General features: G+C 42.6%; 21 protein-coding genes, 1 tRNA gene and 1 pseudogene. 11 read left to right on the top strand and 12 right to left on the bottom strand.

The features are described 5' to 3' along the window. Positions 1–451: 451 nt before the first annotated feature. Entirely contained in the window at positions 452–841 is a 390-nt protein-coding gene (locus E2K74_RS01425; RefSeq protein WP_151205960.1) for a tautomerase family protein, read from the bottom strand. Positions 842–1,437: 596 nt separating this feature from the next. Further along, entirely contained in the window at positions 1,438–1,980 is a 543-nt protein-coding gene (locus E2K74_RS01420; protein ID WP_413773036.1) for a hypothetical protein, read from the bottom strand. Positions 1,981–3,033: 1,053 nt separating this feature from the next. Here E2K74_RS01420 and E2K74_RS01415 point away from each other — a divergent pair. After that, on the top strand, positions 3,034–4,659 hold the full coding sequence (locus E2K74_RS01415) for an NAD+ synthase (RefSeq protein WP_151205959.1): 1,626 nt from the start codon (positions 3,034–3,036) through the stop codon (positions 4,657–4,659). 241 nt (positions 4,660–4,900) lie between these two features. Here the strand turns inward: E2K74_RS01415 and E2K74_RS01410 are convergent. Next, positions 4,901–4,977, bottom strand: a tRNA-Met gene (locus E2K74_RS01410). Between the two features lie 174 nt (positions 4,978–5,151). On the opposite strand from E2K74_RS01410, the gene E2K74_RS01405 reads away from it, so the two are divergent. Together E2K74_RS01405 and E2K74_RS01400 are read left to right on the top strand one after the other, a co-directional pair. Continuing rightward, positions 5,152–5,556 carry a hypothetical protein gene (locus E2K74_RS01405; RefSeq protein ID WP_151205958.1) on the top strand — a complete coding sequence of 135 codons (405 nt, stop codon included), beginning with the start codon at positions 5,152–5,154 and terminating at the stop codon, positions 5,554–5,556. Between the two features lie 245 nt (positions 5,557–5,801). Beyond that, a complete protein-coding gene (locus E2K74_RS01400) occupies positions 5,802–6,242 on the top strand; it encodes a universal stress protein (protein WP_151205957.1) in 441 nt (146 codons plus the stop codon). A gap of 49 nt (positions 6,243–6,291) precedes the next feature. Here the strand turns inward: E2K74_RS01400 and E2K74_RS01395 are convergent, their stop codons facing one another. Both E2K74_RS01395 and E2K74_RS01390 read right to left on the bottom strand, forming a co-directional pair. Continuing rightward, the gene (locus tag E2K74_RS01395; protein ID WP_151205966.1) at positions 6,292–6,588 is read right to left on the bottom strand and encodes an MGMT family protein; all 297 of its coding nucleotides are present in this window, start codon (positions 6,586–6,588) and stop codon (positions 6,292–6,294) included. 120 nt (positions 6,589–6,708) lie between these two features. Continuing rightward, complete coding sequence (locus tag E2K74_RS01390) at positions 6,709–8,208, bottom strand: cation:proton antiporter (protein ID WP_151205956.1); 1,500 nt, start codon at positions 8,206–8,208, stop codon at positions 6,709–6,711. A 210-nt stretch (positions 8,209–8,418) separates the two neighbouring features. Between E2K74_RS01390 and E2K74_RS01385 the strand changes: the two genes are divergently transcribed. Beyond that, positions 8,419–8,973: a hypothetical protein gene (locus tag E2K74_RS01385; protein WP_151205955.1), complete on the top strand. Its 555-nt coding sequence runs from the start codon at positions 8,419–8,421 to the stop codon at positions 8,971–8,973. Positions 8,974–9,007: 34 nt separating this feature from the next. Here the strand turns inward: E2K74_RS01385 and E2K74_RS01380 are convergent, their stop codons facing one another. Beyond that, positions 9,008–9,913, bottom strand: a complete 906-nt coding sequence (locus tag E2K74_RS01380) for a neutral zinc metallopeptidase (RefSeq protein WP_151205954.1) — start codon at positions 9,911–9,913, stop codon at positions 9,008–9,010. Between the two features lie 51 nt (positions 9,914–9,964). Continuing rightward, positions 9,965–10,892: pseudogene (locus E2K74_RS01375) on the bottom strand (DUF808 domain-containing protein). Between the two features lie 190 nt (positions 10,893–11,082). On the opposite strand from E2K74_RS01375, the gene trpS reads away from it, so the two are divergent. Beyond that, positions 11,083–12,096, top strand: coding sequence for a tryptophan--tRNA ligase (gene trpS / locus E2K74_RS01370; protein ID WP_151203275.1), 1,014 nt, complete (start codon positions 11,083–11,085; stop codon positions 12,094–12,096). Between the two features lie 759 nt (positions 12,097–12,855). Here trpS and lysS read toward each other — a convergent pair. Further along, the gene (gene lysS / locus E2K74_RS01365) at positions 12,856–14,382 is read right to left on the bottom strand and encodes a lysine--tRNA ligase (RefSeq protein WP_151205953.1); all 1,527 of its coding nucleotides are present in this window, start codon (positions 14,380–14,382) and stop codon (positions 12,856–12,858) included. Positions 14,383–14,760: 378 nt separating this feature from the next. Here lysS and E2K74_RS01360 point away from each other — a divergent pair, with 378 nt between their 5' ends. Further along, positions 14,761–15,255: a YqiA/YcfP family alpha/beta fold hydrolase gene (locus tag E2K74_RS01360; RefSeq protein ID WP_151205952.1), complete on the top strand. Its 495-nt coding sequence runs from the start codon at positions 14,761–14,763 to the stop codon at positions 15,253–15,255. Between the two features lie 82 nt (positions 15,256–15,337). Here the strand turns inward: E2K74_RS01360 and E2K74_RS01355 are convergent, their stop codons facing one another. Further along, positions 15,338–15,880: an adenine phosphoribosyltransferase gene (locus E2K74_RS01355; RefSeq protein WP_151205951.1), complete on the bottom strand. Its 543-nt coding sequence runs from the start codon at positions 15,878–15,880 to the stop codon at positions 15,338–15,340. Between the two features lie 481 nt (positions 15,881–16,361). Between E2K74_RS01355 and rubA the strand changes: the two genes are divergently transcribed. The 4 genes from rubA to oxyR all read left to right on the top strand — a co-directional run bounded on the left by rubA (position 16,362) and on the right by oxyR (position 19,715). After that, positions 16,362–16,526, top strand: a complete 165-nt coding sequence (rubA, locus tag E2K74_RS01350; protein ID WP_151205950.1) for a rubredoxin RubA — start codon at positions 16,362–16,364, stop codon at positions 16,524–16,526. Positions 16,527–16,616: 90 nt separating this feature from the next. Then, positions 16,617–17,795 carry a rubredoxin reductase RubB gene (gene rubB / locus E2K74_RS01345; protein ID WP_151205949.1) on the top strand — a complete coding sequence of 393 codons (1,179 nt, stop codon included), beginning with the start codon at positions 16,617–16,619 and terminating at the stop codon, positions 17,793–17,795. Positions 17,796–17,854: 59 nt separating this feature from the next. Then, entirely contained in the window at positions 17,855–18,793 is a 939-nt protein-coding gene (gene estB, locus E2K74_RS01340) for an esterase EstB (protein WP_151205948.1), read from the top strand. 13 nt (positions 18,794–18,806) lie between these two features. Then, positions 18,807–19,715 carry a LysR family transcriptional regulator OxyR gene (gene oxyR, locus E2K74_RS01335; RefSeq protein ID WP_151205947.1) on the top strand — a complete coding sequence of 303 codons (909 nt, stop codon included), beginning with the start codon at positions 18,807–18,809 and terminating at the stop codon, positions 19,713–19,715. A gap of 132 nt (positions 19,716–19,847) precedes the next feature. Here the strand turns inward: oxyR and ppk1 are convergent, their stop codons facing one another. Both ppk1 and mtgA read right to left on the bottom strand, forming a co-directional pair. Beyond that, on the bottom strand, positions 19,848–21,929 hold the full coding sequence (gene ppk1, locus E2K74_RS01330; protein WP_151204866.1) for a polyphosphate kinase 1: 2,082 nt from the start codon (positions 21,927–21,929) through the stop codon (positions 19,848–19,850). Positions 21,930–22,040: 111 nt separating this feature from the next. After that, complete coding sequence (gene mtgA, locus E2K74_RS01325) at positions 22,041–22,715, bottom strand: monofunctional biosynthetic peptidoglycan transglycosylase (RefSeq protein ID WP_151205946.1); 675 nt, start codon at positions 22,713–22,715, stop codon at positions 22,041–22,043. A 78-nt stretch (positions 22,716–22,793) separates the two neighbouring features. Between mtgA and E2K74_RS01320 the strand changes: the two genes are divergently transcribed. Further along, positions 22,794–23,612 (top strand): rhomboid family intramembrane serine protease, encoded by an 819-nt coding sequence (locus E2K74_RS01320; protein WP_151205945.1) that lies wholly within the window; start codon positions 22,794–22,796, stop codon positions 23,610–23,612. Positions 23,613–23,632: 20 nt separating this feature from the next. Here E2K74_RS01320 and E2K74_RS01315 read toward each other — a convergent pair whose 3' ends face one another. Further along, positions 23,633–26,128: an ABC transporter permease gene (locus E2K74_RS01315; RefSeq protein WP_151205944.1), complete on the bottom strand. Its 2,496-nt coding sequence runs from the start codon at positions 26,126–26,128 to the stop codon at positions 23,633–23,635.

Here is a 26,128-nt window from a genome sequence, read left to right as displayed (position 1 = left end):
CTTCTTGAGTAAGATGAGTATAGTTCATGATGCAACTTTGACTTTGGTCGGTCGGAAGCAAAATGCTAGCTCATCTTGCTTCCTTCCAATAATTTAATCTCTGTTGCACTTCATTTGAGAATCCAAGCATTATTGAAAGGGAAATAATACTGAGAAACTGTCCTTTATTCTTCATATGTCTCGATACTTCATATTTCCACACCTCACTTTTGAGTATCCCATTCGGTTTATTTTCTACTCAGTCTCGACTCTCAAAGGAAGTGCCGAAGTGTGACAGGGAATGATTTCAGAAATAGAAAAAATGAAATAGTACTTTGTTTAGGACCCACCAAAATCAAAGCTACTACAAGAACTTGGTGTTGTAGTAAATGTTAATCAAAATCATAAAAATAAGGGTTTAAGGCTACTTTTTTAATTCCACCTAATACCCACTATATCGATTGTATTAAAATCAAATATTTATCTTATAATCCAGCTGTAATTCATCAGCACTTTTCCCTCTAATCCCCCAGTTTTCTTGAGAGGTCTCAAATATAGTGATTTCAATATCATTTGAATCAATACCGCATAAATTGCTTATATTTTTGAACAAAGTCTTAATCAATGCTTTCTTAGTCTCTTTTGTTCTTCCATCAAACATAGAAATTTCAATAATTACATAAGATGTACTACGATCTGCTGGATAAACAAAATTTCTTGGTTCTAATGAAATAAAGCGTTGAAACTTTTTTTCTTCAGGATATTTTAATTCTTTGACTAAAGCTTGATGAATAGCTTTACTTAAATTATCCCGATGTAATTCTATTGTTTCACTTAAAGCATAAACTTTTATTTGCGACATTATTTTTCTCTATGTTAAAAAATTAATCTTAGCTTAACCTTCTCTTTATTTAATACAGTATCCAACAAATATTGGATATAGTTTTAAGTGTTTGTTCAGCCTCATAAAGACTGACCCTCAGGCTAAACTAATGTGCTTCAATAAATTGTAGTATTCCATTAAATAGAGCTTAATATTTATTTCTGCTTCTTGAATGAAATAGTAGCCAAGTTTGAATATCCAGCCGTTTTAAGACTTCGGAAGAGCCTCTCTGCCGGAGCAGTTATCTCATGAGCAGTATACTGCCCCAGACCTGTGCAACTCATATTTATACCTCACCATCCTTTTTCAAACTATGCCCAAACATATGGCTTCTAGACTGATGGAGGCCTGTCATAAATTGTCTTGAGAATATCTGATCACTCCTTATTATTCTTTTATGACTCAACGCCATATATTAAGAGATAATCAGCGGAAATAGATTAAAGTCTATTAGCTAGATGAGCTGGTAGTATTGGAATAACTGCCAAAGATAACCGATTATTTGTTGAAACAGCTTTATACCGTGATTGCTTTATCTCGCTTCAACAATGGTCTGGCTTCATTGATAACCTACTCTAGTTTTGAATAATAATATTAGGAATTTTTTCAAAAAAAATATCCCGTGCAATATCACCTTGTTGCTCAATATTATATTGCTCAAAAAGCTTGCCTTCGATCAATTTATATTTATATGGATTATATAGCTTAAAACTAAGATAATAAGCACTTTGTAAAATAAAGCCTCTTAGCACTACATTCTTATGTTTTTGATATTGAAGTATATGGGCAAGTTCATGGATAAATACACCTTGCATAGCAATTGAACATTCAGAATAATCTTTGACGAACAACTCTTGATTTACAAATATCCTGCCATTTGGAGCCATCAATATGCTTTTAGGCTGCCAAGGTAAATAACGTATATTAAAAATCTTCACATCATTATAATTAATAAGATTATGAAATACTTTTTTCGCAATATTTACTTCGCCCTCAGTTAGACCTCTATATTGAAATTCCTTTATATTTAGCCAATTATAAAAAAAATAAATTGAGTACTGAACAATACTTTTAAATAACCTTATAAATGCATTTTTCATAAAAGCATCGTGACCCATGTTTAACCAATTTTCATTGGCAGCACACCGAAACTCATTGAATGGCAATCATTGAGCTACCCCCTAGCATCTTAGTATAACTCGAATCCCACCTAAACCAAGATTGCATTATTTGAATGCTTAGCTTGATGGCATAATCAGTAGGCACATAAACAAGATGTATAACATCCAGCTCCGTCTCCATCAATAGCTCTCACTTTACTGCTGATGAAATTATATTTCTCTTGTAATAAGCTGAATAAATTTTCTATTTTGTTAGACTGCTTTAAGTGATATTCATCTGACATAGAGAGTTGAATAGATTCTATCTTCTTCCGCTGATAGATAATTAAATCAACACTTTGTATTTTTTATCTGTTCTTTAATTTCTGAATCATAGCGCCACAATTAGCATAGAGCTTTGCTTTTAATCCCCCCTCTCCACTGTTCACCTATTTTCATGGTTGCTGTATACGTATTCATAAAACCGTACTTACAATATCTCCTCATTGATTCATGATTAGATACAGCTTGCAGCCAAACAACCATCCCATTGAACTTTCTTGAGGTTTCAATCGTCGCTCTGCTTCGATTTTTGAAAAAAGTCATCAATAACACAGAATGAATGCTTAAAATCGAACATCGTGACTGAAAGCATAGGTTGTGTGATACCTCCGCAAGAGTCTTCTGCCATCTTTTTCTAGTCAATTTCTTATCCCTGATTCGGATTAATTAAGAGCAGTTTAAATAAAAGTCTGCACAACCACCATTGCTCTCAACGGTCTACCATTAAGGTGCAAAAAAACAACAATTCAAATGATTTTTTATAATAACGTTGCATATCGGCAGCAATTCTCTTAAATCAGCGCTAGCTTCTCAACCAAATTGCGATAAAATACCTCAAGTATGATATTTTTAGTTCGCAAATCAAAATGTAACGATTATGCGAGATAATGACGTTTTTATTTTGGCCATTTGGCTTTTGCTAGTATCGAACTGCACTCAGCTGGATAAGTAGAATTATAAAAATCAGTAATTTAGTGTATTAACCTATAGGAATAGGATTTAATTGGAATGAAAAGTTTTAAAATTGCCATTGCTCAATTCTCTCCACATGTTGGCAATCTAGATGTAAATACGCAAGCCATCATTGATCAGGCCAATCAGGCTAAAAAAGATAAAGCCGATCTGATTATTTTCCCTGAACTCGCTACTCTGGGCTATCCGGCAGAAGATTTATTAATTCGCCCAAGTCTGGCCAAACGTACTCAACAGGCTTTTGAAAAACTTAGCGAAGTCAAAGATATTGTGATGGTCTTTGGTTTTGTTAATCAATCTGAAGAGGGTCAGCGCTATAATGCTGCGGCCGTCATGAAAGATGGTGAAGTATTAGGAATTTACAACAAACAGACCTTACCAAACTATAGTGTATTTGATGAAAAGCGCTACTTTGAACAAGGTCATCAGCATCTGGTATTTGAATATCTTGAACATAAATTTGGCGTATTGATTTGTGAAGATATCTGGTCCTTATCTACTGTACAGCAACTGGCACAGTTAAATATTGATACTGCCCTGGTACTGAATGCGTCTCCCTACGAAGTAGGCAAGCCACAGCACCGCATTGACACGATGACTGCACTGGTAAAACAGCTGAATATCAATCTGGTGTACTGTAACCAGGTGGGTGGGCAGGATGATCTGATTTTTGACGGAACCAGTTTCATACTGAATAAATCAGGTGATGTGGCTTTGCAGGCACCAAGCTTTGAAGCTGGGTTATACATTGCAGACTTCGACGCTGAACAGTTAAAGTTCAGCAAAGGGGCCATTACCCCGACTTTAGACACCATGGCTGAGATTTATCAAAGTCTGGTGATGGCCACACGCGATTATGTTCAGCGTTCAGGTTTTCCTGGAGTGATTTTAGGCCTCTCCGGCGGGATTGATTCTGCCCTGACTTTGGCAATTGCAGCGGATGCGATTGGCCCGGACAAGGTTCAAGCAGTAATGATGCCTTATACCTATACCGCCCAAATTAGTGTCGAAGATGCGGCGGAACAGGCGAAAAGTATGGGCGTGACCTTTGGTATTGCCGAAATCAATCCAGTGGTTAACAGTTTTATGCAAACCTTGTATCCATTTTTTGGCAATGCTCCGGCAGATACCACTGAAGAAAACCTGCAGGCCCGTACTCGTGGCACCTTGCTGATGGCTTTATCTAATAAGTTTGGCAATCTCGTACTGGCCACCGGCAACAAATCTGAACTGGCTGTAGGTTATTGTACTTTATATGGTGATATGGTCGGCGGGTTTGCTGTTCTGAAAGATGTGTATAAGACCATTGTGTTTGAACTAGCAAAATACCGTAACAGCATTTCGGAAACACCGGTTATTCCTGAGCGCGTAATCACACGTCCACCTTCAGCCGAGCTGCGTCCAGATCAGGTTGATCAAGACTCCTTGCCGCCATATGAAATTCTGGATGCTATTCTATACTCATATATTGAAGAAGATTTAAGCCAGGATGATATTATTTCCAAAGGCTTTGATGCCGAAGTTGTGAAAAGAATCATTCGTTTGGTGGATGTGAATGAATATAAACGCCGTCAAGCCGCAATTGGCCCTCGTATCAGTTCACGCTCCTATGGTCGTGAACGCCGTTATCCAATCGTAAATGGCTGGAAAGCAGGCATTTAAAATACCATTGTTAGATACTTTAAATCGCTCTGGTCTTCGACTTGGGCGATTTTTTTAGGATAGAAAATTCAATAAGCTAAATACAACAAAACAGAAGTTAGAAGTTAGAAGTTAGAAGTTAGAAGTTAGAAGTTAGAAGTTAGAAGTTATTTTTTTAAATAATGTTAAAAGTTAAGTGAAATTTTTAATTGTATTTTGAACTAGAAAAAAAGAGACCAAGCTGAGAGCTTGGTCTTTAAAATGGTGGCTATGACGGGACTTGAACCTGTGACCCCCGCATTATGAGTGCGGTGCTCTAACCAACTGAGCTACATAGCCATAAACTGTGTGCGCATTATCGTTAGTTCTACAGCTACCGTCAAGCATTTTCACACACAAATGTTCAGTCTTTACGCAAATAAATACTGAACATTTAAACTTTAGCCAAAAAATTTTTTATACTGTTTAATACATATAGCCATAACACCATTTAAGTCACAGAGGCTTTATTCAATGAATAAAATGAAAATCCTTATTCTCCTCCTCAGTCTGACAAGTCTCACTGCCTGCCAGATCATTTCGCCTCTTTTTGTTGATTACAATGGAGTGAGACGTGACGTAGCGCAATGGATCAATCATCATCAACTCTTAAGCATGCAGCAAAAACGTGCCTTGGTACAATTGAGCAAAGCCCAACAAAAAATCAACCGCTTTGCCGAGTATGATCAGAGCCAACAATGGACCATCACTCAGGAAAATCAGATTGCTTTATATTGTGCCGGTCGTTCTGTAAGCGAACATAAAATCCAGCAGTTACAAGAGAAGATCCATGGAGATGAAACGGCCATGATTTTACAGCGTTACGAACAGCTTGCGCCCAAGATCAAACTTGATCTGAATGCCGTGCAATGTGAGTGAGAGTCGAGTAGCTTCTCTTCACTTGCTCTTGAACGCCACAACCTTGATCCGGATCAAAAATAAGTGCTGGGGAAAATACATTTTTTTAAAAAATAAGCCTTTAGTCTATTAGACGTTATACCTATGTATTTACTTGGTTTTATTTTTATAAAATACAGGCTATGATCAAAGTATAAACAACAATTCGTACCCGTTTTAAGGCGTCACATTTTTATAAGACTTTATTTCTCACAAGGAGAATTCTCGTGTCATTTGAACATATTTTAGTACCAATCGACGGCTCAGAAATATCATATGCAGCAGTAGACAAGGCAGTAGAACTTGCCAAAGCCTTTAATAGTAAAGTTACGGTTGTACAAGTACTTGCTCTGGATCCTTATATCACCGCTGAATATATTACAGCCGCACAAACCAATGACCTGATTGAACGTGCCCGTACTTCTATTCTTAAAACGCTGGAAGAAGCAAAAGCCAGGTTCTCTAATGCAGGTTTGGACGTCGAAACTCAACTGCTCGAAGGCCAAGTGATTTATAGTGAAATCGCTAAGGCAGCTCAGTCTTTAAATGCTGACCTGATCGTGATTGGTTCACATGGCCGTACCGGCTTCAAGAAACTGTTCTTGGGCAGCGTAGCGCAAAGTGTGTTGGGTCAAGCAGATATTCCGGTGATGGTGGTGCGTAAATAAATTATTTTTCCTTCATTCCTCATTTTTCCGAAAGTGAGGAATTTTATTTTTAACTCCTGCCATCCCACTGATATTGTTTTAAATTCACTCTACCCTGATTCACACAAACCCCCTCCTGACCTAACCGAAGCTGCTGAATATTCTGACCTTCGATATCCAGTTTGTTTAAGCTTAATTTTCCTTGCGCATTAATGACACGATACCAAGGTAGATCTGTACCTTCATTCAACTGACTTAATACCTTACCGACCAGACGAGCATGTTTGGCTAAGCCTGCCAGTTTTGCAATCTGTCCATACGTCGCAACCCTGCTATAAGGAATTTGACTGATTACTGCCAGAATCATCTCCGCCATTTCCCGGCTTGCCTGACTTTTCATGGTATTAGGTGACTCAACAATAATCTCATTTTAATAGCACTTCGCAAGTCTTTAAGAGTCAGACTATTCCTGTTGAGCGATGCCATGCTAGAAATTATCCGGATTTTCCAGACGTTTCACTTCCTGTGCTTTTTCAGGATGATGTACACTGGTCACGCCATCAGCATCTTTTTGATCAATCAGCACTTCAGGCTGATAGATGGTAATAGTTTCATTGCCATATTCATCTTCCCCTACGATGTATTTGAACCCCTTACGGTTCAACTTATGGCACATTCGTTGATACCAGCCCTTAAAGCCTTGAGTCTCTTCATAGGGATTATAATAAAAAGCATTCATGACGGCAGGTAGACCCAAACCACAGACCACCCCTGAAAGTAATACGGCAATAAAAGTATAACCTACCAGAATACTGCTATAAGCTTCCAGCTGAGGAATATTGGCAACAGCAAGAATCAGGGCCAAGGAGATCCCGCCACGTACACCACCCCAAGACAGAATGGTTAAACTGCCGTTATAGCTTTTCTTGCTTATTTTTGGAAATAAGGCAAAGGCCAGATGATTCGCAGCAAACCGGGTCAGATGCAGAATGATAAAGGCGACAATTCCCCCCAGCACCAGACTAGCACTCAGGTCGAGAATAAAAAGTTCTAGTCCAATTAAAGTAAACAGGAAAGAATTGATAATGCCTTCAACGGTGTGCCAGAAGTGATTGACATCTTCGATCTCGGCATACGCCAGAATTTCCTTCCATTTATTTCCGACAATCAACCCCCCAATAACACAGGCAATTGGTGCCGATGCATGAGCCAGCAAAGCAACCAGATAAGAACCACAGGCCAATAAGGCTGTGGTCAAAATTAAAGATTCCATCTCATGCTTGCCACGCAACAAACGTAAAATGGCTGCACCAAAGATCAGGCCAATTAGCACCGCCACGACAATTTCATAGAGCAGGGTCTGTAATACGCCGACCAAGGTAAAGTTTTCGCCCTGTAAGACATTTAACAAGGTCATGAATAAGGCAATACACATTGCATCATTAAACAGGGATTCGCCTTCCAGTTTCACAATTAAATGATGCGGTGCCCGTACCGAACTCAATACACCTTTGATACCAATCGGGTCGGTTGCCCCTAAAGCCGCCCCCAGTAAAAGCAATACCAGTAAATCAACATGCTTGCCAATTAAGAATTGATAACCATATAAGAGCGTACCAAACAGGACTGCACAAAATACCAAGGCCAGACTGGCAAGAATTCCAATCGGCCGCCAATGATTTTGCAGATCGGATACCTTAAACTTCAGTGCCGAAGAAGTCAGAATAAAACAGATTACCCCATTGATCAGAAAATCATAAAAATCAACATTTCGAACTGCCTGCTCAATATTTTCAATATTGATACTGAAAAATGGATTGCCGTGCAAAAGACTGGCGCCCCATTGCAAGATAAAGACAAAAATTGCCGATACAATCGGAACACCAATCGCCTGGGGAAAACCTAAAACACGCTTGTTGAACATGGTGGTGGCAATTGACAGCGCAAAAACCACTGTCAAAAGTTGTAGAAAAAAGAAATTTCCCATTCGGTGTCCTAAATGATGGCAAAATCAGGCAATACTAGGTCGCGGGTTCACTTGAAATAAAAATTGAAAAAGCAAAATATTTTAACAAAACAAGTTTAATCTGCTTTTATTGAAAATTGAGTTAAGTTTTTTTGCAATTCTTACAAATGCCGATTTAATATACACCCTAGAACACCTCTTTACTTTCCTTCTGTTTTGAAATCTTCTCCCATGCATCAAACTGTTAAAATCATCTTTCGCCTGTGTTTTGCTGCGGTTATTTTTATTGTTACGCTTTCCCTTGTTTTGACCTGTTTTATCAAGGTCCGGGACATCATGAATGCAGAACAGCACTATCAGCAAGCCACCCCTCTTTCCTTGAAAAGTGATCCTCACACCCAGTACGTGCTGCTGTCCAATAATCAAAAACCGGACAATACGATTTTTATTTTGATCGCCGGAAATGGTTATATTGCCAAAATCAGTTGTGATCATTATCCGGCTTTATGTACGGATGATTATAACCAGTCGCACACCCGTCAGATTCAGACTATTGATTTAATTAAAGCCGGTAATTTTTTCTATATTAAAAATATTCAGTACCGGGAGAGCCGCAGTGGTCAGGTGAGTCACTTTAATTACTCTCCGCAGGAGCTACAGCAGTTTTATAAAAATGATATTTATCATTTAAAGTTTATCGTCGTAGTGGTGGCTTTATTTGCTTTGGCCGCTCTATTTGTAAGTCTGAAAATTTTAAGAAACTTCCGGCAGTTTCTCAACAAATGAAACAAGGGAATCAGCATTCCCTTGCTCTTCGTCATTAGATCGCCTGATTAAAGGTATCACAGTTGGCCAGTTGACCAGATTTCAGACCGGTATTAAACCAGTGTACACGCTGTGCACTGCTACCATGCGTAAAACTATCAGGGATTACTTGTCCACGTGCCCGCTTTTGTAAATAGTCATCGCCAATTTTATGTGCTGCGTCCATCGCTTCTTCCACATCTCCTGCCTCAAGAAACTGGGTGCGCTGCTGATTATGATGCGCCCATACACCCGCCAGGCAATCAGCCTGTAATTCCTGTCGTACTGAAAGCTGATTACCCTCAACTTCACTGCTTTGACGGCGCGCCTGCTGAACCTGGGAGGAAATACCTAAAATGGTTTGAATATGGTGTCCCACTTCATGAGCCACTACATAGGCTTGGGCAAAGTCGCCCGCCTGATCCGTACTAGACAGCTCGGTAGTATTCTGTTCACCACTAATGCCCATCTGGGTACGCATATCTTTAAAGAATGCTGTATCAATATAAACCTTCTGGTCGGCCGGACAATAAAATGGTCCCATGGCAGATTGTGCAGTACCACAACCTGAATTCACCACCCCATTAAAAAGCACCAGTTTCGGCGGCACATATTGTTTATTCAGCTGCTGCTGAAATACCTGATTCCAGGTATCCTCAGTATCGGCCAGCACAGTGCCCACAAAATCTATCGCTTCCTGCTGCTCAGGCGTAGGATGCTCCAAGCCTTGGGTTTCAGCCGGCTGGGATTGGGAGGTTACTTGCTTGGTGGCTTGATAGGCTTGTTGAGGATCAACACCAAAGAATTTCCATGCCACAAAAGCCACTATCAACCCTAAAATACTGATGCCGCCCGCTTTAGCCCCACCACCACCGCGACGGTCTTCCACATTCGTACTGACACGACGTCCTTTCCAGCGCATAGGAATTTTCCTTTTTTTCTAATTCACTGTATGTTATCGAATTTATAAGGATTATGCTTGTTTTGATTTGGGCCAAATTTTCTGAATCCCAGCCACCACACCCAGTACAACCAAGCCAGCTATAAAGCCAATCACCAAGTTAATCAAGGTCGGTGTTAATGCTCCCACAATAGTACCCACCGTTGGAATATGCTCAGCATAATCAACCGAGCCTTCCATGAAATGATGTAATAAAGGTACCCCGTGACTAATAATGCCACCACCTACCAAAAACATGGCGATGGTGCCTACAATAGTTAGGGTCTTCATCAATTTTGGTGCAAAAGCCAATAAGCCACGCCCAATACTTTGCTTTAATGAAGAGGCTTGCTTAGTTAAATACAGCCCTAAATCATCAATTTTGACAATCATTGCCACAAAACCATACACACCGACGGTCATCAAAATTGCAATGACTGACAGCACCATCACTTTGGTACCAAAAGCAGCTGTAGCCACTGTTCCTAATGAAATCACCACAATTTCCGCAGACAAAATAAAATCTGTTCGTACCGCCCCTTTAATTTTGTCTTTTTCAAACGTCACCAGATCGGTTTCTATGGTGGCTAATTCTTGGCTAGCAGCTTCTCCGGTTTTGGCTTTTTTGTGCTGTATGCTATGCAGGACTTTTTCTACGCCCTCATAACAAAGAAATAAGCCACCTATCATTAGCAGTGGTGTAATCAGCCATGGAGCAACTACACTAATCAATAGGGCAGCAGGAACAAGAATCAGCTTATTGACAAATGAACCTTTGGCAACAGACCACACCACCGGAAGTTCACGGTCTGAACGTACCCCCACTGACTTGTTGCGCATTGAGAGCTAAATCATCTCCCAACACCCCTGCCGTTTTTTTCGCTGCCATTTTGCTCATGACAGCCACATCATCCAGGACTGTAGCAATATCATCTAATAATATAAGTAAACTGCTCGCCATATTTATTATCCTTATCCTATTTCAAATTATTTTAATCACAATTCTAAAAAAAGATTGTATTCACTTGTTTAATTAATAAGATTTTTTTATTCAGGCTTTTTAGTGGCTGACATTCAAAAACAGAATGCCGTACAATATTGCCATTCATTCATATTTAGAAGTCATACTGACTACCCTTTTGGAATAAAAAATGAGTAATCAAGATAATCGTCCAGTGATCCTGACTGGCGACCGTCCTACCGGACAACTTCACCTCGGTCACTTTGTCGGTTCATTACGCTCACGTGTCGGCTTGCAAGACTCTCATCACCAGCATTTATTACTCGCTGATGCTCAAGCTCTGACCGATAATGCAGATAACTTTGAAAAAGTACGCCGCAATATTATTGAAGTCGCAACGGATTATCTGGCAGTCGGGATTGATCCGACCAAAACCACGATTTGTGTTCAGTCATGCTTACCAGCCTTGAATGAACTGACCATGCTGTATTTAAACTTTGTGACGGTTTCCCGTCTGGAGCGCAACCCGACCATTAAAGCTGAAATCCAGCTGCGTGGTTTTGAACGTGATATTCCGGCAGGTTTCCTGTGCTATCCGGTAGCTCAAGCGGCCGATATTACTGCATTTAAAGCCACTGTCGTTCCAGTCGGTGAAGATCAGATTCCGATGATCGAACAGACCAACGAAATCGTACGTCGTTTGAACCGCCAGATTGGTCATGAACTCTTACCTGAATGTAAAGCTCTGCTGTCCAACATGAGCCGCTTACCAGGTTTTGACGGCAAAGCGAAAATGTCAAAATCTCTGGGCAATACCATTGTGCTGGATGCCTCAGATAAAGACATTAAAAAAGCCGTAAATGCCATGTATACCGATCCAAACCACCTGCGTATTGAAGATCCGGGTCAAGTGGAAGGTAATATCGTATTTACTTATCTGGATGCGTTTGACCCAAATAAAGAAGAACTGGAAGAATTGAAAGCGCATTATCGTCGTGGTGGCTTGGGCGATGGCACCGTGAAAAAGCGTCTGGAAGGGATTCTTAAAGAATTGATCGGTCCGATCCGCGAACGCCGGATAGAGCTAGCAAAAGATCCGGATTACATCATGGATATCCTGAAAACCGGTACAGACAAATGCCGTGATATTACTCAGGCCACACTAGATGAAGTAAAAGCAGGCCTAGGCGTATTCCGCTTCTAATTCATGCTGCAGGTTTAAAGAAAAGCTCTTCCCCAAGAAGGGCTTTTTTACTGCCTAAATCACTCCTGAGCTATGGGTTTACCCACATATTCTCCATAATTTTTACCTTATTTAACATCTATTAACATGAATACTGATGAGTCATCTTAGGTTGGGCTTTACTATAAATCACATAGAAGGAATCAAACTTAACTCTCTCCACAGTTAATTTTGGTTTATTTAAAAGGACATTCCTTTTTCTACGCAATGACAACCCCAATCATTGCGTTTTTTTTGTCTGTTATTTTTATAGGCATGGATGGGGTAAAAAAATCCCGCCCGGTTGGCAGGATTTTTAAAGCTCACGTCTTAAAAATTAATACTAAATAAACCACCTTCGAAAGGAGTTTCAATACCTGAAGATACTCCGCCATCCGGCTATTGGCGTCAGAATCACCGAGCCAAGCATTCATTTTAAGTAGTATATCCTGACGAATACAATAGCATGAGATCAAGTGCCTTCATTTCAATCAAAAGCAAAGGCAGCATTGTTTTCTGCGCTACGCTCTGACTGGTTGACCTTAGCCAACAAGACGTCCTGATAAACGGTTCATCCGCTCAAAACGAATCTCAGCACCTGCGGAAATCATTTTTCAGCTTCACCATAATCGCTCATGTTAACTTTCAGCGATTAAACTGTGGTTTTTTACTCAGGCAACAAGTCCTATTTTCCAAAAAAAATAACCCACGCGAAGGTGGGTTATTAGAATAGATCAGCTATTAATTTTTATGACGCATATGCGGGAATAAAATCACGTCGCGGATACTTGGTGCATTGGCGAACAACATAACCAGACGGTCAATTCCAATTCCTTCACCTGCGGTTGGAGGCAAGCCATATTCCAGCGCTTCAATAAAGTCAGCATCATAGTGCATGGCTTCATCATCGCCAGCATCTTTCTCAGCCACCTGTGCCTGGAAGCGTTCTGCCTGGTCAATCGGGTCGTTTAACTCCGAGAAACCATTGGCCAGCTCACGACCACCAATAAAGAATTCAAAACGGTCTGTAATATGCGGATTATCATCATTACGACGTGCCAATGGAGAGGTTTCCGCTGGATATTCCGTAATAAAGGTCGGCTGACGCAGTTTAGTTTCAACAGTTTCTTCAAACATAATTGTTTGCAATTTACCCAAACCAAAACCAGGTTTCACCTGCTCTTTTAATTCTTCCTGAACAAATTTTGCCAAGAACTCACGATCATTGACATTTTCAGGCGTGAATTGCGGATTGTGCTCAAGAATGGCATCGAACATCGAAATTTTCTTGAATGGTCCTTTGAAGTTATAAACTTCATCACCATAAGGCACATCAGTTGTACCCAGAATATCAATTGCCAGCTTTTCCAGCATTTGCTCGGTCAATTCCATCAGGTCTTTATAATCTGCATACGCCTGGTAGAATTCGATCATGGTGAATTCCGGATTATGACGTGTCGACACCCCTTCATTACGGAAGTTGCGGTTAATTTCAAACACACGCTCAAAACCACCGACCACCAAACGCTTTAAGTACAGCTCAGGCGCAATACGCAAGAACAGCGGCATATCCAGGGCATTATGATGGGTTTCAAACGGACGTGCAGACGCTCCGCCTGGAATCACATGCATCATTGGTGTTTCGACTTCCATATAACGTTTTTCAGTCAGGAAGGCACGAATCCCTGAAACCACCTTGGCCCGAATTTCAAAGGCTTTACGTGTTTCTTCGTTAACGATCAGGTCAAGATAACGTTTGCGATACTTAACTTCAGTATCATTTAGACCATGAAATTTGTCTGGAAGTGGACGCAGAGATTTGGTCAATAATTCAAATTGTTCGATATGAACATAGAGATCGCCTTTTCCAGAACGGCCAATATAGCCTTCTACTGCGATGATATCCCCCAGATCAAGTCCTTTGATGGTGGCCAGTACATCTGCAGACAGCTCTTTACGGGCAACATATAGCTGGATACGACCGGTCATGTCCTGGATCACGATGAATGATCCACGGTTTAACATTACACGGCCCGCAACTTTGACATATACCTTTTCACCAGCTTCAATTTCTTCTTTAGATTTATCAGCAAACTGGATTTGCAAATCTTGTGCATAATGCTCGCGCTTAAAGGTATTTGGCCACGGACTCTTGCCATTTTCTTGAGCTTGGCTTTCGATTTGCTTTAACTTGGCATGACGCTGTGCAATTAAATCGTTTTCGGAAATGATTTGTTCAGAAGTCGATTGAGCGTTATTTTGCGTCATCTCTGCCTCGAATAAAAATAGTTGAAAAATAGAAGTTACATAGAATAGCAGATTCCCCAGTCGAATCGTAGCTTAAAGACTGGGTGGAATTGGCTTTTCTGAAGAAAATTTGCAGTATATAGCTCTTTTTTATTTTTTTCTCTTTACCGCTTTTTAGTCCGGCTCTCGTTCATTTTTGAAAACGATTTCTTCTTGTATTTAAGCCAAGCTTCATATATTCAATAGCAACCTCGATTGCGGCGGCTGTCTTTCCTGAAATTAGACCAATAGCTAACTGTTTTTTATGCTGCCAGCTTTTAAGCTAGTACCCAGATTGAAACTCATCTTTCAATCACGAACTAATGACTTTGGCATGTCGGATAAGAATGAGTAAAAAATATGTCTAAAATCTTATTTTTGCATGGCTTGGACTCTTGTAAAAAATCTTCGAAATTTCACGCAATTAATACAACACAAAAATACTGTATTGATGTGGATTACCGCAATCTGAGCTATAGCTCCGTGGCCGATTTTTATCATGACACTATTAAAATGATTAAGCCCGATATTCTGGTTGGCCACAGCCTGGGAGGATATTGGGCACTCAAAATGTCACAGGCCCATCAACTTCCCTGTATCGTAGCAAATCCGAGTCTGCAACCGAATTTCCGTGATGATTATCCGATCATTTCTGATCAGGATTTACAGCATGATATTCCACAGTTTGCCTATCTTGAACTGGGCGATGAGATCCTGGATATGCATGCTGTACAGATCTGCCTGGAAGACTATATGCAAATTCAGGCAATTGAAGGGGGTCATCATCGTCTAGCACACCCCGAACAGCTCAATCAACTGATTCAGGAAGTCGAAAAGCACTTTATCAGACAATAAAAAAGCTCCTCGTTCATCTGCCTTCCCAAAACTGGACGGTTTGACTGAGGAGCTTTTATCTGGGAATCCAGATCTATTTAACTTAAGCCACCGCAACCTTAGGCTGCGATTTATCATCCAGTACTGACCAGATTTCTAAGCCCAGGTTTGCATGCGAATCAGGCAAATCGAGGAAAACACTGGCACCCAGTACTTCATGCTGACATTTTTTAGCCAGTTCATTCACTGCCTTTAATGTACCGCCAGTCGCCAGAACATCATCTACAATAATGATTTTTTGTGGCTCAATTTCAGCAGACATTTCCAGACGGTCCACCCCATACTCCAGGCTATACCCCACTCCAATCACTGGAGGCGGTAGCTTGCCAGCTTTACGCACTAACAATAAGCCCTTTCCTGTACGCTGTGCCAATAAGCTGGCCAGTACAAAGCCACGCGCTTCTACGGCTAGAAAGCTATCTACTGCTGCCAGTTTGTCGGCCGGAATGCTCTCGATCAACGCATCAGTGAGTTGGCTAATATCGCTGGTGAATAAAGGTGTCAGGTCAAAGAAACAGATCCCCGGTTTTGGGAAATCCTGAACAGTACGAATGTTAGACCACAATGAAGTAGACAAATTGCTCATGGGAGATTCTTAAACATGAAAATGAATAGTTGTATATTAGACTAAAGGGTCAAAACAAACAAGGACAAACGCCTAAATATAAGACAACATATGATTATAAGATTTTGATATTAATAATGTAATTTATTTTTTAAAAATATTTTCTAAAATCGTGCAAATTGATTAAAAACCCATCAAGCCAGAATATTTCAAGAAATATACAGTCTCCTGAATACTTTGGTGGGTTTTGATTTCGGGCTGAATCGTGCTGCTCTGGCCGTATGCTTGAAATACAGATTTAGTCCTTTCATCGATAAAATTTGGCCTGAGTTGCCATTCCGATCTTAATTTCACTGTTTAAACTCTTATTCGCTTTACTTTCTGAACGGAACTGCGTAAAAATTTAGCCCAATATGTTCACTATTAAAGTCATATTATTTTAGAGTCGTGCACGTTATAGTTTTTAGCTGACTCCTACAGTTGGTCAGTTTTGGAGAGTTACATGAAAAAATATCAATGCATCGTATGTGGATGGATTTACGACGAAGCACTGGGGTGGCCTCAGGATGGAATCGTGGCCGGTACCAAATGGGAAAATATTCCAGATGACTGGACTTGCCCAGATTGTGGCGTATCAAAAGCTGATTTCGAAATGATTGAAGTCTGATCATGTCCTCTTAAAGACCATGCTGAATGGTCTTTTTTTATGTCCTTTAAAAAATTTATAAATTTAATTTTAAAAAGTCTGGAGAATATTATGCATCCTATCGTCATCATTGGTTCCGGAATGGCCGGTTATGCCGTCGCACGTGAATTTCGCAAGCTTAATCCAGACCATGAACTTGTTATGATTTGTGCTGATGATGCGATTAATTATGCAAAACCGACTCTTTCAAATGCACTGGCAGGGAACAAGGCACCTGAGCAGATTCCTTTAGGGGATGCTGAAAAAATGTCGGTACAACTCAATATGCAAATCCGGCAACATACCTGGGTAAAAGCGATTGACCCAGAACAGCATCAGCTACACTTAGAAAAAGATGGACAGGAAAGTCTGCAACCTTACTCAAAACTGGTTCTGGCGGTGGGGGCTAATCCAGTACGTTTGGCAATTGCCGGCGATGCCAGCGACGAAATTCATGTGGTTAACAACCTGAACGACTACAAAGCATTCCGCCAAAATCTGGCTAATCATGAAGACAAACGTGTGGTAATTCTAGGTGCTGGTCTAATTGGCTGCGAATTTGCCAATGACCTGCAACATACCGAACATCAGGTGACTGTTATTGACCTTGCACCTCGACCACTGGGCCGCCTTTTACCTGCGCATGTGGCTGAAGTGTTCCAGCAGCATCTTGAAGAAACAGGTATACACTTTGTGCTGGGCACCACAGTTGAGAAAGTCTCCAAAATGGACAATGCAGATTATCTGGTCACGCTGGCGAATGGTCAATCACTGGTCGCCGATGTGGTTCTGTCTGCGGTAGGCTTGCAGCCAAATATTTCTGTCGCGAAAAAAGCTGATATTCATAGCAGTCGCGGGATTCTAACCAATGCCCTGCTAGAAACCAATCAGCCGGATATTTATGCTGTCGGAGACTGTGCTGAAGTAAACGGCATCCTGCTGCCTTATGTCATGCCCATCATGCAACAGGCACGTGCTCTGGCCAAAACCTTAAATGGCGAGCATACCGCAGTGCATTATCCAGCCATGCCGGTTGCAGTAAAAACACCAGCAGCACCATTGACCGTATTAGCTGCACCTGCTGAAGTCAATGTGACTTGGGAAACGGAAGAGCTGGAAGATGGCATGATTGCCAAAGCAATAGATGTAGAAGGTGTATTGCGTGGTTTCGTATTATTAGGGGCGACAGCAGCCAAGCAACGCCTGACCTTGAGCAAACTTGTTCCTGACTTGATTCCAGCAACTCTTTAGATGTTTAATATATGAAGGACGTTTTTTAAACGAAATGTCCTTTAATTAGGAAGCTTATCATGCATAGTGCGCTGCAGTTTAACCACTCCCCTTATACATCTTTTATGCGTGAAACCAAGGTTGATCTTGGTAATGGTATTGAATTACATGTAGAAGTAGGCGGAGAACCGGATCACCCCCCTATTTTGCTGATTATGGGACTCGGTGCACAGATGCTGTACTGGCCTGATTTTTTCTGTAAATCGCTGATTGATCAAGGCTATTATATCGTTCGTTTTGACAACCGCGATATTGGTCTGTCATCCAAGATCCATCATAAAGGCCCGCGCCTGAATACCTTTAAAATGATGAGCCGTTTTATGCTCGGTCTGGGCAATCAGGGAGCACCCTATAACCTGTATGACATGACTGAAGATGTTAGCTTGCTGATCGATAAACTGGAGCTTGGGCAGGTCTATGTGCTGGGCGCTTCCATGGGCGGCATGATTGCACAGATTCTGGCAGCCCGCCACCCGGAGCAGGTCAAGAAACTCGGCCTGCTGTTTACCAGCAATAACCAGCCACTATTGCCTCCTCCTTTTCCAAAGCAGCTCTTTAGTTTAATTGACAAACCGGCCTCAACAGATGAAGATGGCATCGTAGATCATAGCCTGAAACTGTTTAAGCTGATCGGTTCGCCGGGTTATGTCAATCACGTGGAAGCGATTCAGACAGCCCGCAAGTTATATAAACGGAGTTACCATCCGGCGGGTGTACTTCAACAGTTTTTAGCAATATTATGTACAGGTTCATTGCTGCAACTGGACAAGCAAATCAAGCAGGATACCCTGGTGGTTCATGGGGCTCGTGATCGATTGCTACCTCCTAGTCATGGCAAGGCTGTTGCCAAAGCAATTCCAGGGGCTAAATTTGAATTAATTGAAGGAATGGGGCATGATATCCCTCCTCATTTTATTCCACATCTTAGCGAATTATTTGCTGATCATTTTAAATCATAAATATTAGGACACTATGGCTGCATTACCATCCCTAAGACAGCTGTCATACCTTGTAACACTGTCAGAGACGCTGCATTTTACAGAAGCTGCTCGCCGTTCATTTGTGACCCAGTCAACCCTGTCTGGTGGCATTATGGAACTCGAGCGTTTACTGGGTGGCGTACTTGTTGAGCGCGACCGTCAGAATGTACGTTTAACTCCTCTTGGTGAGCAAGTGGTTGCACGTGCTCGTGTTCTATTGGCTGATGCCCAAGACTTGATGCGTTTAAGTCGTGAGATGAGTGAACCCCTTACCGGCGATTTGCATCTCGGTGTCATTCCAACTATTGCACCGTTTATTCTGTCGCAATTACTGGATGAAGTTCATAAACAGTTGCCAAAAATCCAGTTGCATCTGCATGAAGCACAAAGTGAGAAGATTGTAGAGAAACTGGAACACGGCAATCTGGATATGGTGGTACTGGCACTGCCTTTTGATACACGCGGCCTGAAAGTAGCCGAGATTAATAAAGAAAATCTGTATCTGGTGCACCATAAGTCTGATCAAGCTTCGGCTCAGGCAGATAAGCTAGAAAATCTGGATCTGTCACGTCTGATGCTGCTTGAAGAAGGTCACTGTTTACGTGATCATGCACTCAGTGCCTGTCCGATCGGCGAACGTAAAAATGATCATCGTTTAAAAGCCAGTTCTCTACCGACACTAATCGAAATGGTTTCTGCGAATCTTGGTTTTACCTTGCTGCCTGAAATCGCGCTATATAGCAGTATGATCAAGGCCAATCCTGAGTTACAAGTCAAAGCCATTCAGGCGGCGCCTAGCCGGACCTTGGCCTTAGTGACTCGCAAAAGCACACCGCTACAAAGCGAGTTCGACATGCTGTTACAAATTTTGCAAAAGATTACCCAACACCCGGTGGACTAAAACAAGATTCATTACCTGTACATAAAAAGGAGCTTACATCGCTCCTTTTTTATTGCAACAAGATTTAATAAACCAGAATCTCTGATAAAAAACAAAAGAGACTGTATTTACAGTCTCTTTTTATCCGCTGCTTTATTTAAAAATTTCCAGCAGTTCACGCTGGGCATTATGCAGCTTTTCTCCTTCGGCTGGCTGGGCGCGAATCCAGGTGCCATCGCCTTGTAACAGCCAGGCTTGCTGGTTATCTTTCAGATAGTTCAGTAAACCTTGCTGATAAATCCGTTTTTTTAAGGCTTCATCTTCAACGGGAAAGCAGGCTTCTACCCGGTTAAACAGGTTACGATCCATCCAGTCGGCACTTGAACAATAAATTTGTGCATTGCCATTATTAGCAAAATAATAAACCCGCGTATGCTCCAGGAAGCGGCCTACAATCGAACGTACCCGAATATTTTCCGACAGGCCTGCCAAGCCAGGACGCAGGCTGCAAATTGAACGGATAATCAGGTCAATCTGTACCCCTGCCTGAGATGCTTCGTAAAGCTTATTGATTAACTGCATCTCGGTAAGCGCATTGACTTTGACAATAATCTGCGCTGGCTTGCCTGCCTTGGCATGGGCAATTTCATTATCAATATAGTTAACTAACTGGGCATGCAAGGTGAATGGTGCATGCAGCAGCTTTTTCAGCTTGGCCATTTTCCCCATACCGGTCAGTTCCTGAAAAATGCGGTGTACATCTTCACAGAGTTCTTTATCTGTTGTTAATAAACCGTAATCGGTATAAATCCGTGCATTACCCGCATGATAGTTGCCAGTTCCCAGATGTACATAACGGACCAGTTTGTTATTTTCACGGCGCACCACCAGAATCATTTTGGCATGGGTTTTATAGCCAACAATGCCATAAACCACGACGGCCCCGGCTTCCTGTAAAACATTGGCCACAGCAATATTGGATTCTTCATCAAAGCGAGCACGCAGCTCAATCACCGCAGTTACTTCTTTGCCATTTCGTGCAGCCTCTGCCAGCACCTGAACAATTTCAGAGTCGGGACCACTACGATACAATGTCTGTTTGATGGCTAGTACTTTCGGATCACGCGCTGCCTCACGCAACAAAGAAATGACAGGGGCAAAAGACTCAAAGGGATGATGCAGCAAGATATCCTGCTTTTGCATGGCACTGAAAATATTTTCATATTTTCTCAGTGCTTTGGGAATGATCGGAGTATGTGAATCATAACGTAAATGGGGACGTTTAAAATTCGATAGCAGACGCGCCAGATTGACCGGCCCTGCCACTTTATACAGCTGCTCTTCTTCCAGATCAAATTCGTTGAGCAAATAATGATAAATATGCTGCGGACAATTTTCTGTCACTTCCAGACGCACGGCACGGCCAAAACGGCGAGAGCTGAGTTCGCCTTTCAGCGCTTTGGCCAAATCTTCCACATCTTCATTTAAAGCCAGATCGGCGTTACGGGTCACGCGAAATTGATAACATCCCGTCGCGGTCATACCGGGGAACAGATCGGACACATGCTCATGAATAATGGCGGAAAGCATGACATGGTGCTCCTTGCCATCTGTCAGCTCATCTGGCAAGCGCACGACACGCGGCAATGAACGTGGCGCAGGCACCACAGCCAGATCAATTTGACGGCCAAAGGCATCTTTGCCTTCCAGCGTAACAATAAAGTTCAGTGACTTGTTTACCAGACGCGGAAATGGATGTGCCGGGTCTAGACTGATGGGGGTCAGGACAGGCGCAACCTGCTCCTGAAAATACTTTTTGACCCAGGCTGATTGGGCCGGGGTTAACTCGCCACGGCGCAGAAAACAAATATCTTCTTCTCGTAATTTTGGTAAGATTTCTTCATTTAAAATACGGTATTGACGTTCAATTGCAGCATGTGCCGTCTTGGAAATCTGGTCCAGTACCTGCTTGGGCGTCAAACCATCCGGGCTGCGACTTTCATTGCCCAGATCAAGCTGCTCCATAACTCCGGCAACGCGAATTTCAAAAAACTCATCCAGATTGCGCGAAAAAATCAGCAGGAAATTCATGCGTTCGAGCAAGGGGTGTAAAGGATCGACAGCCTGTTCCAGTACACGTAAATGGAAGTCCAGAATAGACAATTCACGATTGATGTAACGATCATTATATGTATATTCAGTCGGTGCCGAAGTGGTTGTGGCTGCCGTATTCATATGAAACCTACGCTATTTTAAAGTTTTGCTTATCTGCTTTAGTATGCTTCAATTTGATGTCACTTTGATAAAAACGCCCAAAAAAATTAGGCTTTATTTCAAATTACAGGCCTAAGGTAATTCGGCATAATTCATATAGCGTTGAATCATACGTTTGCGTGCTTTCAGGGCCGATGAATGGCGATGGTCCTGAAAATATTTTGGATTGGTCAGAATCGCTGCCAGAAAAACCGCCTGATCACGGCTAAGGCTTTGTGACGTTTTACCAAAATAATGTTTGGCCGCGGCTTCAACCCCATAAATATTGTCACCAAACTCGATTGAGTTTAAATAGACTTCCAGAATGCGTTCCTTGGACCACATGCGTTCCATCATCCAGGTAGCGATCGCTTCCTGACCTTTGCGTACAAAGGAACGTTTATTTACCAAAAAAAGATTTTTTGCCAATTGCTGGGAAATGGTTGACCCCCCTGCCACCACGCGGCCTTCATTCTTGTTACGGTTTAATGCGGTCTGGATACCATCCCAGTCAAAGCCATGATGATGAATAAATTTCCCGTCTTCTACCGTAACGATGGCACGCTTCAGGTTCAGGCTAATTTCGTCATAAGGCCGCCATTGGTGCTGAATGGGCTTGGAAGGCTCAGTCCAGTAATCAATCCGCATCATCATGGTGGTATTCACCGGATTGGTTCGCCACCAGACCAAACTTGCAAAAATCCACAACTGTATAAGTAAAATCACACTGACGATGATTAAAATCGTGCGGATCAGAAAGGCTTTCATGTCAGTGCGTTACTCCTGAATATTTGATTTTTCGTGTTAAGCTTATGCGAAATATACACTCATCGCAAAAAAAATAGCATGTCTAAATACTCTCCACCCACCTCCTATCGTAAACCGGAAGTACAACTCTGGTGGATAACTGCGCTCCTGATTGGTATCAATGTCGGCTTATTTGGCTGGCAGGTGCTAAGTGGCATGGATATTAGCCAGCCTAGTTCCAGAGATGCCATTTCCTGGGGAGCGGATTATGCTCCCTTAACTTATCTGGCGGAACCCATACGCTTGTTTAGCAGCATGTTTTTCCATTTTGGCCTGATTCATCTCATGCTGAATATGTGGGCACTGTATATTTTTGGTAGCGTGGCTGAACAGCTGTTTGGCCGTTTTTACTTTATTGGGCTTTATCTGTGTGCCGGCCTGATGGGCAGCCTATTTAGCGGTTACATGAACATTCAGGATACTTATACCTTAATTGAAGGTGGCGTGGCCAATCCCGAGCTTTTACCCAGCGTGAGTGCTGGCGCTTCTGGCGCTGTCATGGGGCTGGGTGCAGCCCTGACGGTCTTGTCCATATTGCCAATACTGCCTCAACAGCGCTTTATTCTGGACAAGAAAACCCTGATCATGGTTATGGGCCTAAACCTCGCCATGGGATTTATGATCAGCGGGATTAATAATGCTGCCCATATCGGCGGCATGATCATGGGGGCCTGCCTGACCCTGCTCTGGTATCTGCTACAACGACTGCAATGGGGCAAACTGATGCAACTCATTGCCCTGATTATGGGCGTGGTCGCGTGTGACCTGCTCTATCAATATAATCTGGCCTTGCTGGAGCCAATCCGTCCTTTCTGGCAGGACATTCTCCACATGATGCAACAGCAGCTGCACATTTAAAGCCACAAAGAAGATGAATCTTAGTGATTCATCTCGCGCAGGCTTTGCAAGGGGGGAATATCGGACAGATAGCTGAGTCGATAACGCCCCACCAGCGCACAAAGCAGTGTCATCAAGACCGGTAAAATCAGCCAGATTTCCCAGTGTGGCTGAATCAGGAGATCCATTTTATAACTGGCAATGGCACTGATGACTTCGGCAAACAAACATGCCACCACGCCAGCAAACAGGCCGATAAAGCCAACTTCCAGACTCATCAGGTTTTTTAGTTTGCGCTTGGAACTGCCAAAAGAACGCATTAAAGCCACTTCTCGTTTGCGCTCATCCATGAGCAGATTCAGACAGGCCATCAATACCAGAAAGCCGGACACACTGACCAGCATCGCCAGAATAGTAATGATCTGCACCAGAACATTTACTATGCGTTTGATTTCTTCCAGAATCAGACTGACATCAATAAAAACCGTGTTGGAAAAACGCTGGATAATAGAAACCAGTTGATCTTTGTCTGTTTCAGGCACATAAAAGCTGCCCAGATAACTGCCGGCATTGGCATCCATGCTCTGGGGTGCAAAAATAAAGAAGAAGTTCGGACTAAAGCTTTCCCACTCCACGGTTCTCAGATTCACCACTTTCGCTTCCAGCCTACCTTCAGGCAGACTAAAGCTTAGTTTGTCGCCGAGCTTGATGCCCAGTTTCTTGGCAGTCTGCGCTTCGACCGACACTTCGCCCGGCTGTTTTAATACCGCTTCGCCCTGAACAATGACATTATCCTGAGGATAACGGTCTGACTGGGTCAGATTCAGTTCGCGTCTTAAAGTATTGCTTTGCTTAATCAGTTCAGCGTTAAAAGGCTGGTCATTTTTTGCCACCAGGCGCCCGCGAATATTCGGATAAAGTGGCGTGCTGTTCCAGCCATTCTGTTCTAGCTGGGCTTTCAGCTCAGGCATCTCATAAGGTGGCAAACCATACACAAACTGGTTCGGTGTACCTTCAGGCAACTGTTGCTGCCAGCGTTCCAGCAGATCGGTACGCAGTACGGTGAGTACACTGATCAGACTCAATCCGAGAGCCAGTGCGGTAATCTGCAAAGCAGTCTGATACGGCGTACGGACATAAGCCGACAGGTTGAATTTCAGGTTCCGTAGCAGTTTTAACGTGCTCCAGACCGTAAAATACAGCACAGCACACAACAGGATAATTGCCCCAATCACCCAGGCGGTGAGCACAATATTTTCAGTCAGAATCACGCTAAAAACAATCAGGCCCAAGGTCCCGCACAGTAACATCCATAGCATGGACTGGACCGACTTTTCCTGCTGGCGAATTACCCGAATAGGTGGCGTATTTAACAGCTGAAACAGGCTCGGCATCACAAAACACAGCAAGACAATCGCACTGGTCAGCATGGCAACGGGTAAAGGACCCAGCAACATCTTCATCACAGAAAACTCAAGTTGCAGGTTGGGAATCAGTTGCAGCATGAAGTGTAATAAGCCATATCCCAGACTGATCCCAATGAGCGTCCCGATCAGCATGGCAACCAGTAGCACGACTCCAAGCAAGGCCAGATAAGCGGCCAGAATCTGCTGCTTGGTCGCGCCTATACAGCGCATCAGCGCGATATGATCCTGATTCTGCTGTACATAACGTTGTGCCGTTAAAGCAATCGCAATTCCGCATAATAAAATGGTCAGGATATTGGCCAATTGCAAAAAGGTATCCAGATTGGCAATCGGACGCATTAAACGGGTATTGCCCTCGCTGGCATTACGCAATTTAAGACTACCCTGCTCCTCAAACTCCTGCCCGTCTACTTCGGCGACTGGTGCATCCATTTTCTCTTTTTTAGATTTTATCTGCTGTTTGAACCAAGCTTCATATTCTTGCGTCTGTTCAGGATTACCAGCCAGTAGCAAACGGTAGTCAATCCGGCTGCCCACCTGAATGGCCTGAGTTCGTGCAACATCTGCCTGAGAGATGATGACGGTAGGCGAAAACCCGGAAAAACCAAGCTCCTGATTGGAGTCTTTTGCAATTTGAGCGGTGAACTTAAATTTTGCATCAGCAATATTCAGCTCATCTCCCAACCTTACATTGAGCAGATCCATCGCTCGGGGACTGAGCCAGATTTCACCGGGTTGAATGGTTGTTTTTGCAGGTTGGGTTTGCAATTGACCACGCAGCGGAAAGGCCTGATCAACCGCCTTGACATTGACCATGACAAACTGTTCATCGGTAAAAGCCATGGTATTAAAGAAGGTTACCTCAGACTGCTGTAAATCCAGCTGTCTGGCCTGATCACGCCATTCTTCTGCCAAAGGTTCATTATCTGACAGCACCAGATCAGCTGCCAGCATCTCCGCGGCCTGCAAAGCGACCGCATTTTGAATCTGTTCATTACTGAACTTCAGCGCAGTCGTGGCACTAATGGCCAAGGTCAGGGCAATAATCAGCAGATAAATACCCGTGCTTTTAAAACTTTGTGTGAGTAAGGGACGAAATAGCGGCTGCAT

The organism is Acinetobacter sp. RF15B, assembly GCF_007558235.1.
GTDB lineage: Bacteria > Pseudomonadota > Gammaproteobacteria > Pseudomonadales > Moraxellaceae > Acinetobacter > Acinetobacter lwoffii_C.
This window is presented reverse-complemented; position numbering and strand designations above follow the sequence as displayed.

Excerpts from the sequence above, each read along its gene's own strand:
- lysS (WP_151205953.1), bottom strand. The coding sequence starts at position 14,382 with ATGACGCAAAATAACGCTCAATCGACTTCTGAACAAATCATTTCCGAA.
- E2K74_RS01315 (WP_151205944.1), bottom strand. The coding sequence starts at position 26,128 with ATGCAGCCGCTATTTCGTCCCTTACTCACACAAAGTTTTAAAAGCACG.
- E2K74_RS01355 (WP_151205951.1), bottom strand. The coding sequence starts at position 15,880 with ATGAGCAATTTGTCTACTTCATTGTGGTCTAACATTCGTACTGTTCAG.
- E2K74_RS01385 (WP_151205955.1), top strand. The coding sequence starts at position 8,419 with ATGCATCAAACTGTTAAAATCATCTTTCGCCTGTGTTTTGCTGCGGTT.
- E2K74_RS01425 (WP_151205960.1), bottom strand. The coding sequence starts at position 841 with ATGTCGCAAATAAAAGTTTATGCTTTAAGTGAAACAATAGAATTACAT.
- E2K74_RS01320 (WP_151205945.1), top strand. The coding sequence starts at position 22,794 with ATGTCTAAATACTCTCCACCCACCTCCTATCGTAAACCGGAAGTACAA.
- E2K74_RS01395 (WP_151205966.1), bottom strand. The coding sequence starts at position 6,588 with ATGATTCTGGCAGTAATCAGTCAAATTCCTTATAGCAGGGTTGCGACG.
- estB (WP_151205948.1), top strand. The coding sequence starts at position 17,855 with ATGCATAGTGCGCTGCAGTTTAACCACTCCCCTTATACATCTTTTATG.
- E2K74_RS01420 (WP_413773036.1), bottom strand. The coding sequence starts at position 1,980 with ATGGGTCACGATGCTTTTATGAAAAATGCATTTATAAGGTTATTTAAA.
- rubA (WP_151205950.1), top strand. The coding sequence starts at position 16,362 with ATGAAAAAATATCAATGCATCGTATGTGGATGGATTTACGACGAAGCA.
- ppk1 (WP_151204866.1), bottom strand. The coding sequence starts at position 21,929 with ATGAATACGGCAGCCACAACCACTTCGGCACCGACTGAATATACATAT.
- E2K74_RS01360 (WP_151205952.1), top strand. The coding sequence starts at position 14,761 with ATGTCTAAAATCTTATTTTTGCATGGCTTGGACTCTTGTAAAAAATCT.
- trpS (WP_151203275.1), top strand. The coding sequence starts at position 11,083 with ATGAGTAATCAAGATAATCGTCCAGTGATCCTGACTGGCGACCGTCCT.
- E2K74_RS01415 (WP_151205959.1), top strand. The coding sequence starts at position 3,034 with ATGAAAAGTTTTAAAATTGCCATTGCTCAATTCTCTCCACATGTTGGC.
- E2K74_RS01390 (WP_151205956.1), bottom strand. The coding sequence starts at position 8,208 with ATGGGAAATTTCTTTTTTCTACAACTTTTGACAGTGGTTTTTGCGCTG.
- oxyR (WP_151205947.1), top strand. The coding sequence starts at position 18,807 with ATGGCTGCATTACCATCCCTAAGACAGCTGTCATACCTTGTAACACTG.
- rubB (WP_151205949.1), top strand. The coding sequence starts at position 16,617 with ATGCATCCTATCGTCATCATTGGTTCCGGAATGGCCGGTTATGCCGTC.
- E2K74_RS01380 (WP_151205954.1), bottom strand. The coding sequence starts at position 9,913 with ATGCGCTGGAAAGGACGTCGTGTCAGTACGAATGTGGAAGACCGTCGC.
- mtgA (WP_151205946.1), bottom strand. The coding sequence starts at position 22,715 with ATGAAAGCCTTTCTGATCCGCACGATTTTAATCATCGTCAGTGTGATT.
- E2K74_RS01405 (WP_151205958.1), top strand. The coding sequence starts at position 5,152 with ATGAATAAAATGAAAATCCTTATTCTCCTCCTCAGTCTGACAAGTCTC.